The sequence below is a fragment of the Extensimonas vulgaris genome, from assembly GCF_003337425.1.
Classification (GTDB): Bacteria; Pseudomonadota; Gammaproteobacteria; order Burkholderiales; family Burkholderiaceae_C; genus Extensimonas; species Extensimonas vulgaris.
Genome location: NZ_QPJU01000001.1, coordinates 519,004 through 534,707, shown reverse-complemented (window position 1 = coordinate 534,707; position 15,704 = coordinate 519,004). Strand labels below are relative to the sequence as shown.

15 protein-coding genes are annotated in these 15,704 nt (G+C 62.6%); 4 read left to right on the top strand and 11 right to left on the bottom strand.

Features of this window, described 5'->3' with window-relative positions; all coding sequences use genetic code 11:
- Position 1: 1 nt before the first annotated feature.
- From zapD to DFR45_RS02400, 10 genes are all read right to left on the bottom strand, one after another.
- Complete coding sequence (gene zapD / locus DFR45_RS02445; protein ID WP_114482209.1) at positions 2-757, bottom strand: cell division protein ZapD; 756 nt, start codon at positions 755-757, stop codon at positions 2-4.
- 101 nt (positions 758-858) lie between these two features.
- Positions 859-1,479 (bottom strand): dephospho-CoA kinase, encoded by a 621-nt coding sequence (gene coaE / locus DFR45_RS02440; protein WP_421782333.1) that lies wholly within the window; start codon positions 1,477-1,479, stop codon positions 859-861.
- Positions 1,480-1,637: 158 nt separating this feature from the next.
- Complete coding sequence (locus tag DFR45_RS02435; RefSeq protein WP_114482080.1) at positions 1,638-2,546, bottom strand: prepilin peptidase; 909 nt, start codon at positions 2,544-2,546, stop codon at positions 1,638-1,640.
- The gene (locus tag DFR45_RS02430; RefSeq protein ID WP_114482079.1) at positions 2,546-3,766 is read right to left on the bottom strand and encodes a type II secretion system F family protein; all 1,221 of its coding nucleotides are present in this window, start codon (positions 3,764-3,766) and stop codon (positions 2,546-2,548) included. The genes DFR45_RS02435 and DFR45_RS02430 overlap by 1 nt, the downstream gene beginning before the upstream one ends.
- A 13-nt stretch (positions 3,767-3,779) precedes the next feature.
- Positions 3,780-5,534, bottom strand: a complete 1,755-nt coding sequence (gene pilB / locus DFR45_RS02425) for a type IV-A pilus assembly ATPase PilB (protein ID WP_114482078.1) — start codon at positions 5,532-5,534, stop codon at positions 3,780-3,782.
- Positions 5,535-5,677: 143 nt separating this feature from the next.
- Positions 5,678-6,973 (bottom strand): radical SAM family heme chaperone HemW, encoded by a 1,296-nt coding sequence (gene hemW / locus DFR45_RS02420; protein WP_114482077.1) that lies wholly within the window; start codon positions 6,971-6,973, stop codon positions 5,678-5,680.
- A gap of 7 nt (positions 6,974-6,980) precedes the next feature.
- Positions 6,981-7,586: an RdgB/HAM1 family non-canonical purine NTP pyrophosphatase gene (rdgB, locus tag DFR45_RS02415; RefSeq protein ID WP_114482076.1), complete on the bottom strand. Its 606-nt coding sequence runs from the start codon at positions 7,584-7,586 to the stop codon at positions 6,981-6,983.
- Between the two features lie 45 nt (positions 7,587-7,631).
- Complete coding sequence (rph, locus tag DFR45_RS02410; RefSeq protein ID WP_114482075.1) at positions 7,632-8,360, bottom strand: ribonuclease PH; 729 nt, start codon at positions 8,358-8,360, stop codon at positions 7,632-7,634.
- 310 nt (positions 8,361-8,670) lie between these two features.
- Positions 8,671-9,585, bottom strand: a complete 915-nt coding sequence (locus tag DFR45_RS02405) for a PP2C family protein-serine/threonine phosphatase (protein ID WP_114482074.1) — start codon at positions 9,583-9,585, stop codon at positions 8,671-8,673.
- Positions 9,582-10,589, bottom strand: coding sequence for a serine/threonine protein kinase (locus tag DFR45_RS02400; protein WP_114482073.1), 1,008 nt, complete (start codon positions 10,587-10,589; stop codon positions 9,582-9,584). Before DFR45_RS02400 ends, DFR45_RS02405 begins: the two co-directional genes overlap by 4 nt.
- A gap of 173 nt (positions 10,590-10,762) precedes the next feature.
- Here DFR45_RS02400 and DFR45_RS02395 point away from each other — a divergent pair, with 173 nt between their 5' ends.
- The 4 genes from DFR45_RS02395 (at position 10,763) to DFR45_RS02380 (ending at position 14,947) form a co-directional block, all read left to right on the top strand.
- A complete protein-coding gene (locus DFR45_RS02395) occupies positions 10,763-11,680 on the top strand; it encodes a YicC/YloC family endoribonuclease (protein ID WP_170132836.1) in 918 nt (305 codons plus the stop codon).
- A 50-nt stretch (positions 11,681-11,730) separates the two neighbouring features.
- Positions 11,731-12,351: a guanylate kinase gene (gene gmk / locus DFR45_RS02390; RefSeq protein WP_114482071.1), complete on the top strand. Its 621-nt coding sequence runs from the start codon at positions 11,731-11,733 to the stop codon at positions 12,349-12,351.
- Between the two features lie 20 nt (positions 12,352-12,371).
- Positions 12,372-12,575, top strand: a complete 204-nt coding sequence (rpoZ, locus tag DFR45_RS02385) for a DNA-directed RNA polymerase subunit omega (RefSeq protein ID WP_114482070.1) — start codon at positions 12,372-12,374, stop codon at positions 12,573-12,575.
- Positions 12,576-12,682: 107 nt separating this feature from the next.
- A complete protein-coding gene (locus DFR45_RS02380) occupies positions 12,683-14,947 on the top strand; it encodes a RelA/SpoT family protein (protein WP_114482069.1) in 2,265 nt (754 codons plus the stop codon).
- Positions 14,948-14,952: 5 nt separating this feature from the next.
- Here the strand turns inward: DFR45_RS02380 and greB are convergent, their stop codons facing one another.
- Entirely contained in the window at positions 14,953-15,528 is a 576-nt protein-coding gene (gene greB, locus DFR45_RS02375; protein WP_114482068.1) for a transcription elongation factor GreB, read from the bottom strand.
- Positions 15,529-15,704 lie beyond the last annotated feature (176 nt).

Genomic DNA, 15,704 nt, shown 5'->3' with positions numbered 1-15,704 from the left:
GTTACGCGCACAAGGCGATTTCGAATGCGGCGTCCTCGCCGCTGGCAAGCAAGCGGCCGTCGGCCTGCTGGCGCAAAAGCCGCACCGATAGGAGCAAGCGGTTGCCGCTGATCTCGGGAATCAAACCCAGCGCAGGGTCTATGCGCAGGCGCAAAAGCTGGTAGGTGCGGCCCTGCGGCAGGTTTTGCTGGAACTGGCCGCCGACGACCGCAACCTTTTGCGGCATGCCGGCATTGCGCAGCAGTTTGAGCAGCAAATACACGGTTTGGGCGAGTGGCGCCAGCGTTCCCGCCCAGTGCTGCAAGTCCTGCTGGCGCGCCTCGGGGCTTTGGTGTTGCCAGGCGTGGTAGGCGGGCAGGTCGAAACTGCAGGTGCCTCCGGGGATGCCGATGCGGTTGCGTATGCCCATGAGCCACTCGTTTTCGGTCAGACTTTGGCCGATCTTGCCGGGCTCGGCGTTGAGCGCGGCATGGCAGTGCTCGAGCTGCTCCAGCACGGCGTCGAGCGCCTGCTCCGAGATCGAAGGGTTGCCGCGGTAGCTCTCGAGCTGCTGCTTGTGCTTGTCGATGTCCTTGAACAGGTCGGCCTTGAGGTCGGAGCGCGCGGCCACGTCCATGAGCTCGAACAGGGTGGCGAGCGCGAAGTGGTGGTCCAGCGCCTGCGCACGCGGAATCAGCTCGCCCAGCCGCAGCAGCAATTGCTCCAGCCGCAGATAAGTGCGCATGCGCTCGTTGAAGGGGTACTCGTAAAGAATCACGCTGAGGGCTTCCTCGGGGCTCGGGGTGTCGCGGCTGCTGCCGGTGGCTGCCGGCGGCTGCGCAAAAGCAGGCAGCACACCAACGGCAGCGCCGTGCGGGATCATAGCCCCAAGCATTGCAGCGTTTGCGCCACTTGTCGCTGCAAATCGGCCAAGGTCACGCCGTCGTCGTTGTAAATCACCACGTCGGCCGCGCCGCGGCGCGCCTCGCGCGTTGCCTGTGCGGCGATGATGGCTTCGACGGTGGCGCGAGCCAGGCCATTGCGCAGCATCACGCGCTCGATCTGCGTCTCGACCTTGCAGTCCACCACGAGCACGCCGTCGAGCCGACGCTCCCAGTGGCCGGACTCCACGAGCAAAGGCACGTCGAACAGGATCAACGCGCTGCCCTGCTCCATCGCGCGGCGGGCGCGGCGCTCGTTTTCGTGCAGCACGCACGGATGTACGATGGCTTCGAGCCGGGCACGCGCCGTCGGGTCGGAAAAGGCGAGGCGGCGCATGCGCTCGCGGTCCATGGCGCCGTCGGGCGCCACGTATTCGGGCCCGAACGCCTCGGCGATCGCCGCCATGGCCGCGCCGCCCGGCCCCGTCACGGCGCGAGCGATCTGGTCGGCATCGATCAATGCGGCACCGCGCGCAACGAACATCTGCGCGACCGTGCTCTTGCCGCTGCCTATGCCACCCGTCAAACCGAGGCGCAAGGTTTTTTGCATGTGTTTCATCCTAGTGTAGTGTTTGATGCTTGATGCGACAAATAAAACCGATGGATTTTTGGTCTGGGCAAGGCGCAAACCGCAGCGATACCGGGCGGTATCGCGAGGATTTGCAACGCGGCCCAGGCCGCAAAGACGCGGTTTGATGTCGCAGATAGCGTCGAACACTACACTAGCAGCATCCAGACGGCCTGCAAGATGGCGCCAGGCCCGAACACCATGGCAACGATGCCCGCACCAGCCAAAAAGGGCCCAAAAGGCACGTAGCCGCCCGGGCGCAGGGTGTGGAATACTTTCATGGCGATGCCCACCAGCGCGCCGATCACCGAAGCGAGCAGGATGATGGGCACCAGCGCCTGCCAGCCAAACCAGGCACCCAGGGCGGCAAACAGCTTGAAATCGCCAAAGCCCATACCCTCCTTGCCCGTGGCGAGCTTGAAGCCCCAATACACCAGCCACAGCGACAAATACCCCGCCGCCGCGCCGACCACGGCCTGGGAAAGCGGCACGCCACTCCAGCCCAGCACGGACGCCAGCAAGCCCGCCCACAGCAAAGGCTGGGTGATGTCGTCGGGCAGCAGCGTGGTGTCCCAGTCTATGCAGGCCAGCGCGAGCAAGGCCGCCGCAAAGCCGCACCAGCAAAGTCCCGCAGGCGTCCAGCCCCAGCGGGCGATGCACCAGGCAAAGAGGCCAGCGGTCGCCAGTTCGACGAGCGGATAGCGCCAGCCAATGCGCGCGCCGCAGGCCGAGCAGCGCCCGCGCAGATACAAAAAGCTCAGCACGGGGATGTTTTCCCACCAGCGCACGCCGTGCCCGCATGCGGGGCAGCGCGAGCGTGGCGTCCAGAGGTTGAAGGCTTGCGCGGGCGCAACCGGCGCCGTCACCCCAGCGTGCGCCGGGGGCTTTGCGCCATCGGATTGCTGCTGTGCCACAAACTCGGCGCATTCCGCCGCCCATTGCTGCTCCATCATCTTGGGCAGGCGGTAGATGACGACGTTGAGAAAGCTACCCAGCAGCAGGCCCAAAACACCTGCCAGCGCCACTTGCACCGCCGGCGGCCAAAGCTCCAGGCCCATCAAACGACCTGCCCGAGTTTGAAGATCGGCAGGTACATCGACACCACGATGCCGCCGATGATGGCGCCCAGAAACACGATGATGATGGGCTCCATCAGGCTCGAGAGGCCCGCGACCATGTCATCGACCTCGGCTTCATAAAAGTCAGCCGCCTTGCCCAGCATGTGATCGATGGAGCCGGATTCTTCGCCGATGGCGCACATTTGCAGCACCATCGAAGGGAAAACATTGGCATCGGTCATGGCCGCCGTCAAACTGGTGCCTACCGAGACTTCTTGTTGAATTTTTTTCGTGGCCATTTCGTAGACCGAATTCCCGGCAGCCCCACCCACGGAGTCCAGCGCCTCGACCAGAGGCACGCCCGCAGCGAACATGGTCGAAAGCGTGCGTGTCCAGCGCGCCACGCAAGACTTGTTGATCAAATCACCAAAAATCGGCAGGCGCAAAAGCAAGCGATCCATGAACATTTGCATTTTTTCACTACGCCGCCAGGCTTGCATGAAAAAATAAATGCCTCCGCCAAGCACCCCAAAAATCAGCCACCACCAGCGCACAAAAGTGTCGCTGAGCCCGATGACGAACAAAGTGGGAGCAGGAAGATCGGCGCCAAAAGAGGTAAAAACCTCCTTGAAGGCCGGGATCACGAAGATCATGATGATCGTGACCACGACAAATGCAACAATGATCACGGAAACCGGATACATCAAGGCAGATTTGATTTTTGATTTGATGGCCTCGGTTTTCTCCATATAGGTTGCGAGCCGATCGAGCAGCGAATCCAGAATGCCCGCAGCCTCACCTGCCTCGACGAGGTTGCAGTACAGGCTATCGAAATACATGGGGTATTTGCGAAAAGCGCTGCTCAAAGAGGTGCCGGTTTCGACATCCATGCGGATGTCGTTGAGTAGTTTGGTCACGCTAGGATTGTTATTGCCGCGCCCGACGATGTCGAAAGCCTGCAAAAGCGGCACGCCCGCCTTCATCATCGTAGCCAACTGGCGTGTAAACAGGGCAATGTCTTTGGGCTTGATTCGCTTGCCCGCGCGCATGCGGCGCTTTTTGATTTTTGTGGGCAAAACCCCTTGCCGGCGCAGGGTCGCCTGCACTTGGTTTTCGCCGCCGGCGCGGGTTTCTCCACGAACCACTTTGCCGTTTCTGTCTTTGCCTTCCCATTCAAAGACGAAATCCTTGACATCTCTTTTTGAAATTGCGGTCGCCATGCTGCTTCCTCACTTAATCGTTGGTGACGGCCAGCACTTCTTCCAGTGAAGTCAAGCCCAATTTGACCTTGTGCAAGCCGGCCTCACGCAGCGATCGCACACCTTCTCGCCGCGATTGTTCTGCAATTTCGATTGCACTGCCGTCACGCAAAATGATGCGCTGGATTTCTTCGGATATGGGCATGACTTGGTAGATGCCGACACGGCCCTTATAGCCATTGTTGCAGGCTGAACAGCCAACGGCGCGATAGGGCGCCCAGGTGCCATCGAGTTCATGTTCGTGAAATCCGGCGTCCAGCAGTGCCTCCATCGGGATGTCCGCAGGTTGCTTGCATGCAGGGCAAAGTCGGCGCGCCAAACGTTGCGCCGTAATCAATATGACACTCGAAGCGATATTGAATGGCGCAATTCCCATGTTGCGCATGCGTGTCAAGGTCGTCGGAGCATCATTGGTGTGCAGGGTGGAAAGCACCAAATGTCCGGTTTGCGCTGCCTTGATGGAAATATCGGCGGTTTCCAGATCGCGAATCTCACCCACCATGATGATGTCCGGGTCTTGGCGCAGAAAGGCGCGTAACGCGACAGCAAAAGTCAATCCTGCTTTTTCATTCACATTGACCTGGTTGACGCCCGGAAGATTTATCTCCGCAGGGTCTTCGGCTGTTGCGATGTTGACTCCAGGCTTGTTCAATAAATTCAGGCAGGTATAGAGGGAAACCGTTTTGCCTGAGCCGGTAGGGCCCGTAACAAGAATCATGCCATAGGGACGGTTGATTGCTTGAAGAAGCCTTTCCTTTTCTTCCTGTTCGTAACCCAGGGCGTCTATGCCCATTTTTGCAGAACTTGGATCGAGAATACGAATGACGATCTTTTCACCAAAAAGCGTCGGCAAGGTACTGACGCGAAAATCGATGACGCGATCGGGTCCTATTTTCAGTTTCATGCGCCCGTCTTGAGGGACTCTTTTTTCTGATATGTCCAGTCGCGAAATAACTTTGATGCGCGAAGCCAGCTTGTCTTTGATCGCGACCGGAGGCGATGCAATCTCACGCAATTGGCCATCGATACGAAAACGGACACGATATTGATTTTCAAAAGGCTCGAAATGCAGGTCGGAGGCGCGCATGTGAAATGCGTCGAGCAACATTTTGTGCAGGAATTTGACGATAGGAGCGTCTTCGACCTCGGACTCCCCAATGTCCACGCTCTCCGGTGCGGCGTCGTCCGAACCTGCCTCAATGCCGAAATCGAATTCAAAATCGCTGCCGTCAGAGATAGTATATTCGTTGAAATCGGTGGCCGGCTTGGCGTTTGCGTCAATGAACCGGTTGAGTTTATCGTACTCCGCAATGACCCATTCGACTCCCAATTGGGTTGTAAATTTGATTTTCTCGCCGGCTTCCTGGTCAGTAGGGTCTGCCGTGGCCACAATGAGCCGGTTTCCTCTTTTGCCGAGGGCAACGACGCGATATGCGCTGCAAATTTTCTGATCCAGCAATCCTTTGGGCAAATGCAATGGATCGACGGCATCGAGATCCAGCAAAGGAGTGCCAAAAACGGCGGCAACAGTGTGCGCCAGGTCGGCCGCAGAGACTGCACCCGATCCCGTCAATTCTGCGATGAAACTGTTGCGCCCCGCTTGGGATTTTTTGTAAATCTCCTCCGCGGTTTTTTGCGACAGTTTCCCCGCAGTAACCAAAGCCCGCACCAGTCCGGGCAGGGCAATCGAAGGGGCTTGCTTTTGCAAAGAGTCAGCGGTGGCAGCCATGGAAGCAATGCTGTGTGAAGTTCTGCAAGTGAGCCATCCTATCACCAGACAAACCTGGCAGCCTGTCGGACTTTGGAGTCGTCGGCTGCGAATGCGCCGCTGGAGCCCATTCTCGCTATCGACGCCCAAAGTCCGACAGGCTGCTACTCCGGCAAAAAGAACGCGAGCAGGTCGTTCAAAAAGTCAAATCCGCGCGCCGTCGGGCGCACGTGGCCCAGGTCGCGTGTGATCAGGCCCTGGCGTTCGGCCTGCTCCAGCGCCGGGGCGATGGTCGAAAGCGGCAGGCCGGTGCGGTCGCAGTAGTCTTGCAGCGCAAAGCCTGCGCGCAGGCGCAGTGCGTTGAGCATGAATTCGAACGGCAGGTCGGCGCGGCGTACCTCGTCGTCCTGCGCCACGGCCTGGCCCGTGAGCGCCTGCGCGATGTAGCGCTGCGGATCACGAAAGCGCACCTGGCGCACGATGCGGTGCGCGAAGCTCAGCTTGCTGTGTGCACCCGCGCCCAGGCCCAGGTAGTCGCCAAACTGCCAGTAATTGCCGTTGTGCACGCAGGCGTGGCCGGGCCGCGCGTAGGCCGAGACTTCATAGCGCTGTAGGCCCGCGGCCTGCGTGAGCGCGGTGATGCGGTCGAGCATGGCGTAGGCCAGGTCGTCCTCGGGCAGCGCGGGCGGCGGGTGTTTGGCAAAGTAGGTGTTGGGCTCGACGGTGAGCTGGTAGATGGAGAGGTGCGGCGGCGCAAAGGCAAGCGCAGTGTGCACATCCTGCTCTAATTCTGCGAGCGTCTGGCCGGGCAGGGCGTACATCAGGTCGAGGTTGAAATTGTCGAACGCCTGCGCGGCCTCCTGCATGGCGGCCAGGGCTTGCGCGCGGTCGTGCACGCGGCCCAGCGCCTGCAGGTGGCGGTCGGAAAAGCTCTGCACGCCCACCGACAGGCGCGTGACGCCCGCGGCGCGAAAGGCGTGAAAACGCTCGCGCTCGAAGCTGCCGGGGTTGGCTTCGAGCGTGATCTCGCAGCCCGGCAGCAGCGGCAGCCGCGCGCGGAGCGCGCCCAGCAGCGCTTCGATGCGCTCGGGCGCGAACAGGCTGGGCGTGCCGCCGCCGAGAAAGACGCTCAAGACCTTGCGCCCCCACACGAGCGGCAGCGCGGCTTCGAGGTCGGCGACGAGCGCGTCGAGGTAGCGCGACTGCAGCGCTTCGGCCTCGGCCCCGCTGGCCGTCAGCGCGTGCGAGTTGAAGTCGCAGTACGGGCATTTTTTCAGGCACCAGGGCAGGTGCACGTAGAGCGCGAGCGGCGGCAGGCTGGGCAGGTGCAGCACGCCCGGGCGCATGGATTGCTGCAGGTCGCGCGGCGTGGCCGGGGCGGGCTCGGCAGTGAGGGCAGGGGCGGGGTCGGCGCCGTGCTGCGCATCGGATGCAGCCGGGTGGATGGGGATGGTGGGCATGGAGATTTCAGCCGGCAAGCCAGCGCTCGCGCAGCAGCTGCATCATCTGCCGCGCCGCCTGGCCACGGTGGCTGTGCGCGTTTTTGACTTCGGGCGGCAGCTCGGCAAAGGTCTGGCCGAGTTCGGGCAGGTACATCACGGGGTCGAAGCCGAAGCCGTGGCTGCCGCGCGGTGCCTCGGTGATCTCGCCTGCGGCGCGGCCCACGGCGATCAGCGGCTCGGGGTCTTGCGGGCTGCGCACGGCCACGAGCGTGCTCACGAGCGCGGCGCGCCGGTCGGTGATGCCGCGCATTTGCTCGAGCAGTGCGCGCACGTTGTTCGCGTCGCCCTTGGCGTAGCCGAATTGCGTGGCGTAGTAGGCGGTTTGCACGCCCGGCAGGCCGCCGAAGGCAGCGACGCACAGCCCCGCGTCGTCGGCGAGCGCGGGCAGGCCCGTGTGCTGCGCGGCAAAGCGCGCCTTGGCGAGCGCGTTTTCGACGAAGGTGCAGTGCGGCTCCTCGGCTTCGCCGACGCCGAGCGCGCCTTGGGGCAGCAGTTCCACGCCCAGCGGCGCGAGCATGGCTTGCAGCTCGGCGAGCTTGCCGGGGTTGTTCGATGCCAGCACGATTTTCATGGTCAAATTGGCACCTATCCCTTATGTATCAAGCGCAAGCAGCTATTATTCATATAGCTCTTTTTGTTGCAGCGCGAGCAGCTCGCGGATGCCTTTGTCGGCCAGCGTGAGCATCTGGTCGAGCTGCGCGCGCGTGAACGCCGCCCCTTCGGCCGTGCCCTGCAGCTCGATGAAGGCGCCTGCGGTGGTCATGACCACGTTCATGTCGGTGTCGCAGCGTTGGTCTTCCTCGTATTCGAGGTCCAGCAGCGGCGTCCCCTGCAGCATGCCCACCGACACGGCGGCCACGGCTTCGCGGATGGGCGACTGGCTCAGTTTGCCGCTGGCAAGCAGCTGGTGCACGGCGTCCTGCGCGGCCACCCAGGCGCCGGTGATCGCCGCGGTGCGCGTACCGCCGTCGGCCTGGATCACGTCGCAGTCGAGCGTGATGGTGCGCTCGCCCAGCAGCCGCAGGTCGAACACCGCGCGCAGCGAGCGCCCGATCAGGCGCTGAATTTCTTGCGTGCGTCCGCTTTGCTTGCCGCGCGCAGCCTCGCGGTCGTTGCGCTGGTGCGTGGCGCGCGGCAGCATGCCGTATTCGGCCGTGACCCAGCCCGCGCCGCTGCCGCGCTGGTGCGGCGGCACCTTGTCTTCGACCGAGGCGGTGCACAGCACGCGCGTGTTGCCGAGCTCGATCAGCACCGAGCCTTCGGCGTGCATGGTGTAGTTGCGTGTGATGCGCACCGGGCGCAAGGCGTCGGCGGGGCGTTGGTTGCTACGGAAGATGGTGCTCATGGCTTGTGGGATGAGTGAGGAGGGTGATGATGGACTGCATTGACGCAATGGCCGGCACACAGTTGGGGGCGCTGCGCCGGCCGTGCAAGGCGTGCTTACGATGGGTCGCGCGGTGCAGCCGCAGCGTGCTTTCAACCCAGATTGTCCATGAGGCGGTGCTTCGCACCTACGCGGGCGCTGGCGGACGTCTGCCGGTCATTTTGGCCGCGGCTTCGGCGTTCATGGCACCGGCCATGGACTTCTCACCCGCGACCAAACTGCCACGCCAGCCGCCTCGCCATCATCCCGCGTCCTCATGAACCATCTGGGTTCAGCGACGGCGCGCGGCAGAGCGGCGAATGGCCTCGTTGATTTCGGCAATCGAGCGCTCGATCGCCGCGTCGTCGAACTCGTCCAACTGTGCCACGTCGCTCTCATTCAGCGATTCAGCCTCGAAGGAAGAGGCGAATCCGTCTTCGTCGATGTGGTCGGTGGAAATACCCAGCGAAGTATTTGCATCATCGGGCGTTTGCCATTCGAGCGCGATGGCGGTGACGTTGTCGCTGGTTGCGCCGGCCTTGCGCAGCGCAGCATCGACAAGCGTGGGCACGGTTTTGTCGATCGGCAGACGCTCCATTTGCTGTGCGATGGTCTTGTCGTCAAGCACCCCCCACAGCCCATCCGAGCACAGCAAAATGCGGTCACCTTGTGCGAGCGCAAAGGGCCCCCCGAGGTCGGAGACGGGTTTGAGCGGAGAGCCCAGGCAGGTGAACAGCACATTGCGGTTGGCGTGGGGAACCTCCAGCGGGCGCGCAGGGTGCTGCGCGAGATACGAGTGGTCTTGCGTGCGCGCCACGAGCTGGCCGTCGCGTACCAAGTAAAGACGCGAGTCGCCGCAGTGGATCCAGTAGGCCGAACCGGCTTGCAGCACGGCGGCCACCAGCGTGGTGCGCGGGGCATCGGGCATGCCTTGGTCGTCGGCGTAGCGCAGGATTTGGTGGTGTGCAGCCAGCAGGGCCGAAGCCAGGAAGGCTGGCACGTCTGCAAGCCGTGGCTTGGCCTGCGCCTGGAACATCTCGGCCATGCTTTGCACCGCAATCTGTGCGGCCACTTCGCCTTCAGGGTGTCCGCCCATGCCATCGGCGAGCAAAAACAGGCTGGCTTCGCGCGTATAGCAGTAACCCATCCGATCCTCATTTTTTGCGCGCCCGCCACGGCGGCTGAGCTGGAATACGGAAAACTTCATCGGGGCTTGGCTGCGTCGCGCGCAGACGAGGCAAGGGATTTTTTGGGATCGGAGAGGATGGAGTCGAGCTGCAGGCGCATTTTTTCAGAGACCGAGAGCTTGGTGTAGCGACGCTCACCTTCGCGGCCCAGCTCTTTTTGCAAAGCAAAAACGGACTGCGGACGCGAGCCGGGGTCGAGCGTCATGCACCATTCCACGACTTCGATGAGGCTGTCCGAATACACGCCGCGCAGCTTCGCCAGCGCTTGCGTCAGGCGGTCTTTTTCGGCGCGCTGCGGTGCCTCGGGCGGTGGGTAACCGTGCATGCATGCATAGATACAGGCACCTATGGCGTAGATGTCCGTCCATGGCCCCATGCCGCTGTCGCGCCGATACATCTCGGGCGCGGCGAAGCCGGGGGTATACATGGGGCGGATGAAGTTCCCTTCTTTGGAGAGCACCTCGCGCGCCGCGCCAAAGTCGATCAGCACGGCCCGGTCGTCGTCAGTGATGAAAATGTTGGCCGGCTTGATGTCCAGGTGCAGCATCTTGTGCTGGTGCACCACACGCAAGCCGCGCAGCACTTCATCGAACAGCGAACGGATGGTGGACTCACGAAAAATTTTTGCTTGCTTGAGATCGCGCGCAGTGACGATGAAATCCTGCAGGGTGGCACCCTCCAGGTAGTTCATGACCATGTAGACAGTCTCGTTTTCGCGGAAGAAATTGAGCACGCTAACCACTGCAGGGTGCGCAATCTGCGCGAGCGAGCGCCCCTCCTCGAAAAAGCTCTTGAGGCCAAGCCGGTACAGCGAGAGTTTCTCGGGGGGCACCTGCGGCAAGCATTCGCCGGGCGCGCGTGCCACCAGCGAGGATGGCAGGTATTCCTTGATCGCGACTTGTTTGCCCTCTGCATCCAAGGCCAGATAGACCACGCCGAAGCCGCCCGATGCCAAGCGGCGCACCACGCGATAGCCTCCGATGACGGTATGGGGTGGTAAAGGAGCCGGCTTGATTTTGGACATGTGTGCGTGAAGGCTCGGAATCATCCGCTGGACTTAAGCAAACAAGGATGCCGCAAATTGTTTTGCCATGGGGTGAACGCCTTGCCTGACCCCGATTTGCGTAAGTCGTGATCCGGAATCAACGTGTGGAACCAGGATAATCACCGGCTTGTCAAGTAAGCCATCAAAATCCCATGCCAGTTTACAGTATGACCGGATACGCCAGCGTGCAGCACCACCCTGGCACCACAGAGGGCGATGCCGAGCCAGCAGTGAGTGAGAAGCGCCGGCTCGGGCTCGAGATTCGGTCGGTCAACAGCCGCTTTCTCGACTTGAGTTTTCGCTTGCCCGACGAATTGCGCGCCGCCGAACCGGCGTTGCGCAGCCTGCTGACCGCTCAGCTCAGACGCGGCAAGGTCGAGGTGCGTGCCGTGCTCGAGAACAGCGACGGCGTGGACTTGCCCGACCTCTCGCCGCGCCTGCTGCAACGCCTCAACATGTTGCAAGACGGCATACGCGCGTGGCTGCCGCAAGCGCCGCTGCTGAGCGTAGCCGATGCCCTGCGTCTGTGTGCAAACAGTGCGACGCCCGCTGAAGATTGGAGTGCGATCGTCACGCCATTGGCGCAGCAAGCGCTCGACGCCCTGCGCGCCGCGCGAGCGCGCGAGGGCGAGCGCCTGGCCGCCATGCTGCGCGACCGGCTCGCGCAACTGCGCGCGCTTGCGCTGCAGGCGCAGCCGCTCGTGCCCCAGCTCGTGCAGCAGCAGCGCCAGCGCTTTCTCGAGCGCTGGCAAGAGGCCATGGCTGCCGTCGAAGGCAGCGTCCCGCCCGAAGCCGCGCGCGAGCGCGCACTGACCGAGGCGACGGCCTTTGCGCTGCGCATCGACGTGGCCGAGGAACTCACGCGCCTGAGCGCGCACCTCGACGAGATCGAGCGCTTGCTGGACAAAGGCGGCGAAATCGGCAAGCGTCTCGAATTTCTGATCCAGGAGCTGCATCGCGAAGCCAACACCCTGGGCTCCAAGTCGGCCGCGCTCGAACTCACGCGCATCAGCGTCGATATGAAGGTGCTGATCGAGCAGATGCGCGAGCAGGTGCAGAACATCGAGTGAAGGCGGCTGCTTGATGCTATGTATAAAATAGCTTCCGGTGTAGACAAACCATGGACTATCCAGGCAATATCTTCGTAGTTTCGGCGCCCAGCGGGGCTGGTAAATCCAGCCTCGTGAAAGCCCTGCTCGAACTCGACTCGCATGTGCGGCCGTCAATTTCGCACACCACGCGCGCACCGCGTGGACAGGAAAAGCACGGGCGCGAATACTATTTCATCAGTCCGCAAGAGTTCGATGCGATGGTGCAGGCGCAGGCGTTCGTCGAATGGGCGAACGTGCACGGCAACCGCTACGGCACGTCCAAACAAGCCATAGCGGAGCGAGTCGCACAAGGCGTTGACGTGGTGCTCGAAATCGACTTCCAGGGGGCTATGCAGATCCGCCAGGCATTTGCGCAGGCCGTGCTCATTTTCATCCTGCCGCCCAGTTGGGAAGAGCTGCGTGCGCGCCTCGAGCGCCGCGGTGAGGATCCTCCTGAAGTGATAGAGATGCGCCTCAAGAATGCAGCGCAAGAGATGCGGCAAGTGGACAAATTCGACTACGTTATAATCAACGAGCTTTTCGAGCGCGCGCTTTTCGATCTGAAAACCATAGTGCACGCTCAGCGCCTCAAGTACGCCGCCCAGTTGCGCGCCCGCGCCGAGACCTTCAAAGCGCTGCACATCATCTGAACACCCGCCGGAGAAAATCGATGGCACGCATCACCGTAGAAGACTGCCTGGAAAAAATCCCCAACCGCTTCCAACTCGTGCTCGCCGCAGCGTACCGCGCGCGCATGCTCAGCCAAGGCCATGCACCGCGCATCGAAAGCCGTAACAAGCCTGCGGTCACGGCGCTGCGTGAAATCGCCGCTGGCAAGGTCGGCCTCGAAATGCTGAAAAAAGTGCCCGGCTGAACGCTCTGGTACTTTTGGGCCACGCCCTTATCATAAAAAGCACCGCTTGGCGGTGCTTTTTGTTTGCGGGCTGCAATTATTCCCGTTTGCACGCTACATTTGAACGTATGAACGCGGCACTCCCACCTCTTGCAGCAAACCCTGCGCCTACAGGGGGCACCGTTGCGGCCACGAATGCCGCGGCCAATGCCGCTGCAGCGAGCTTTGCTGCGCTCGTGGACAGCCTAGACTACCTCGACGCCGCCAGCATAGAGCAGGTGCGCAAGGCTTACCGATTTGCCGACGCGGCGCACCTGGGCCAGCTGCGCAACAGCGGCGAGCCCTACATCACTCATCCGATCGCCGTGGCGGCGCTGTGCGCGAGCTGGAAGCTCGACGCGCCCGCGCTCATGGCGGCGCTGCTGCACGACGCGATGGAGGACTGCGGCGTCACCAAGGCCGACTTGATCGAGCGCTTCGGCGTCACGGTGGCCGAACTCGTCGATGGCCTGACCAAGCTCGACAAGCTACAGTTCCACACACGCGAGGAAAACCAGGCCGAGTCGTTTCGAAAAATGCTGCTGGCCATGGCGCGCGACGTGCGCGTGATCCTCATCAAGCTCGCCGACCGCACGCACAACATGCGCACGCTCGCCGACATGCCGCGCAGCAAGTGGCAGCGCATCGCGAGCGAAACGCTCGAAATCTACGCGCCGATCGCGCACCGCCTTGGGCTCAACCAGACCTACCGCGAGTTGCAGGACCTGGCCTTTCGCTATCTGCACCCCTGGCGCTACGCCACGCTGGCCAAGGCCGTCAACAAGTCGCGCAACCGGCGTGGCGACCTGATCAAAAAAGTGCAGGCCGAAGTCGATGCGGCTTTTTCGCGCATAGGCATGAAGGTGCGCCTGGCGGGGCGGGAAAAGACGCTGTACGCGATCTACCAGAAGATGCAACTCAAGCACCTGAGCTTCGCGCAGGTGACGGACATCTACGGTTTTCGCGTGATCGTGCCCACAGTCACCGACTGCTACACCGCCCTGGGCGTGCTGCACCAGATGTACAAACCCGTGCCGGGCAAGTTCAAGGACCACATCGCGATCGCCAAGCTCAACGGATACCAGTCGCTGCACACCACCGTGGTGGGGCCGGCGAACCTGAGTATCGAGTTTCAGATCCGCACCGAAGAAATGCACGTGGTTGCCGAGGCGGGCGTGGCTGCGCACTGGCTCTACAAGGCGCAGAACGCCGATGGCACTGCGGCCGAGCGCCTGGGCACCAAGTGGCTGCAGTCGCTGCTGGACATCCAAAACGAAACCCGCGACGCGGCCGAATTCTGGGACCACGTCAAGGTCGACCTGTTCCCGGATGCCGTCTACGTGTTCACGCCCAAGAGCCAGATCATGGCCTTGCCGCGGGGCGCGACGGTGGTCGATTTTGCCTACGCCATTCACAGCAACGTGGGCGACCACGCGACCGCGGCCAAGATCAACGGCGAGCTCGTGCCCCTGCGCACCGAGCTCAGCAACGGCGACGTGGTCGAGATCATCACAGCGCCGGTGTCCACACCGAACCCGGCCTGGCTGGGCTTCGTGCGCACGGGACGCGCGCGCTCGAAGATCCGCCACTACCTCAAGACGCTCGCACAAACCGAATCTGAAGGGCTGGGCGAAAAGCTGTTGACCCAGGCATTGCGCGCCGAGGGTCTGGCGCAACTGCCGCCGCTCAACGCCGAAACCCAGCCGATCTGGGACAAACTGCTGCGCTTTACCGGCAACCGCACGCGCAGCGAGCTCATGATCGACATTGGCCTGGGCAAGCGCATCGCGAGCATCGTCGCCAAGCGGCTGGTGGCGCTGCTGGCTGAACTGGGTCATCGCCCTGACGCCCTGCTCATGAGCCGCGAGCGCTACACCGCGCACGAGACCCTCTCGCAGGGTGCGATCATGCTCGACGGCAGCGAAAGCGCCTCGGTGCAATACGCGAGCTGCTGCCGCCCTGTGCCGGGCGACGCCATCGTGGGCTATCTGGGGCGCGGCGAGGGCTTGGTGGTGCACAACGCCCACTGCAGCGTGGCCAAGCGCCTGCAGGACAAGGACAGCGAACGCTTCATCGCCGTTGACTGGTCGGACGAACCCGCGCGCCTGTTCGAGACGGCCATCACCGTCACCGTGACGAACGGCAAGGGCGTGCTCGCGCGGGTGGCTTCTGCGCTGGCCGACGCCGAGGTGGACATCATCCACGTGGACATGCCCGACGAAGCCGCGCTCGAAACCACCGAGCTGCGCTTTCTCATCGCCGTGCGCGACCAAGCCCACCTCGAAGCGGCCCTGCGCAACCTGCGGCGCACGCCCGCAGTGCTGCGTGCCGTGCGCATGACGCCGCAGGGCTGAACTTTTCAGGCTTTTGGGGTGAGGGCGGCGGGCTTTTCGGGGTAGCGCACCTGCAAAATCTCTAGCGTGCGCACGCCACCTGGCGTCGGCAGTTGCACTTCGTCACCCACACGCGCGCGCAACAGGGCCCGGGCGACGGGTGAAATCCAGCTCACCTGACCTTGGGTGGTGTCAGCCTCGTCGATGCCGAGGATGGTCACCGTGCGCTCTTCCCCCAGGTCATCGACGTAGGTCACCGTGGCGCCGAAAAATACCTGGTCGCTGCCCGCGTGCAGCGAGGGATCGACCACTTCGGAGATTTCGAGGCGCTTGGTCAGGAAGCGGATGCGCCGGTCGATCTCGCGCAGACGTTTTTTGCCGTAGAGGTAGTCGCCGTTTTCCGAGCGGTCGCCGTTGCTCGCAGCCCAGTGCACCACTTCGACGACCTTCGGGCGCTCGTTGTCGATCAAGTCGAGCAGTTCGGCGCGCAGGCGCGCGTAGCCTTGTGGCGTGATGTAGTTTTTGCCGCCTGCAGGCAGCGGCGGCAGCGCCAGCGCTTCATCTTCTGGCGCGTCGGTTTCCTTGGTAAAGGCTTTGCTCATGGCGCGAAAAAGAAAATCAAACCCAGATTGTTCATTAGGACGCGGGATGATGGCGAGACGGTTGGTGAGGCAGTTTGACCGGCAGCCGTCCGCCAGCGCCCGCGTAGGCGCGCAGCGCCGCCTAATGGACAATCTGGGTTAAAGGTGAAAAAAGGCACGCCCAGCAACCGATGGTG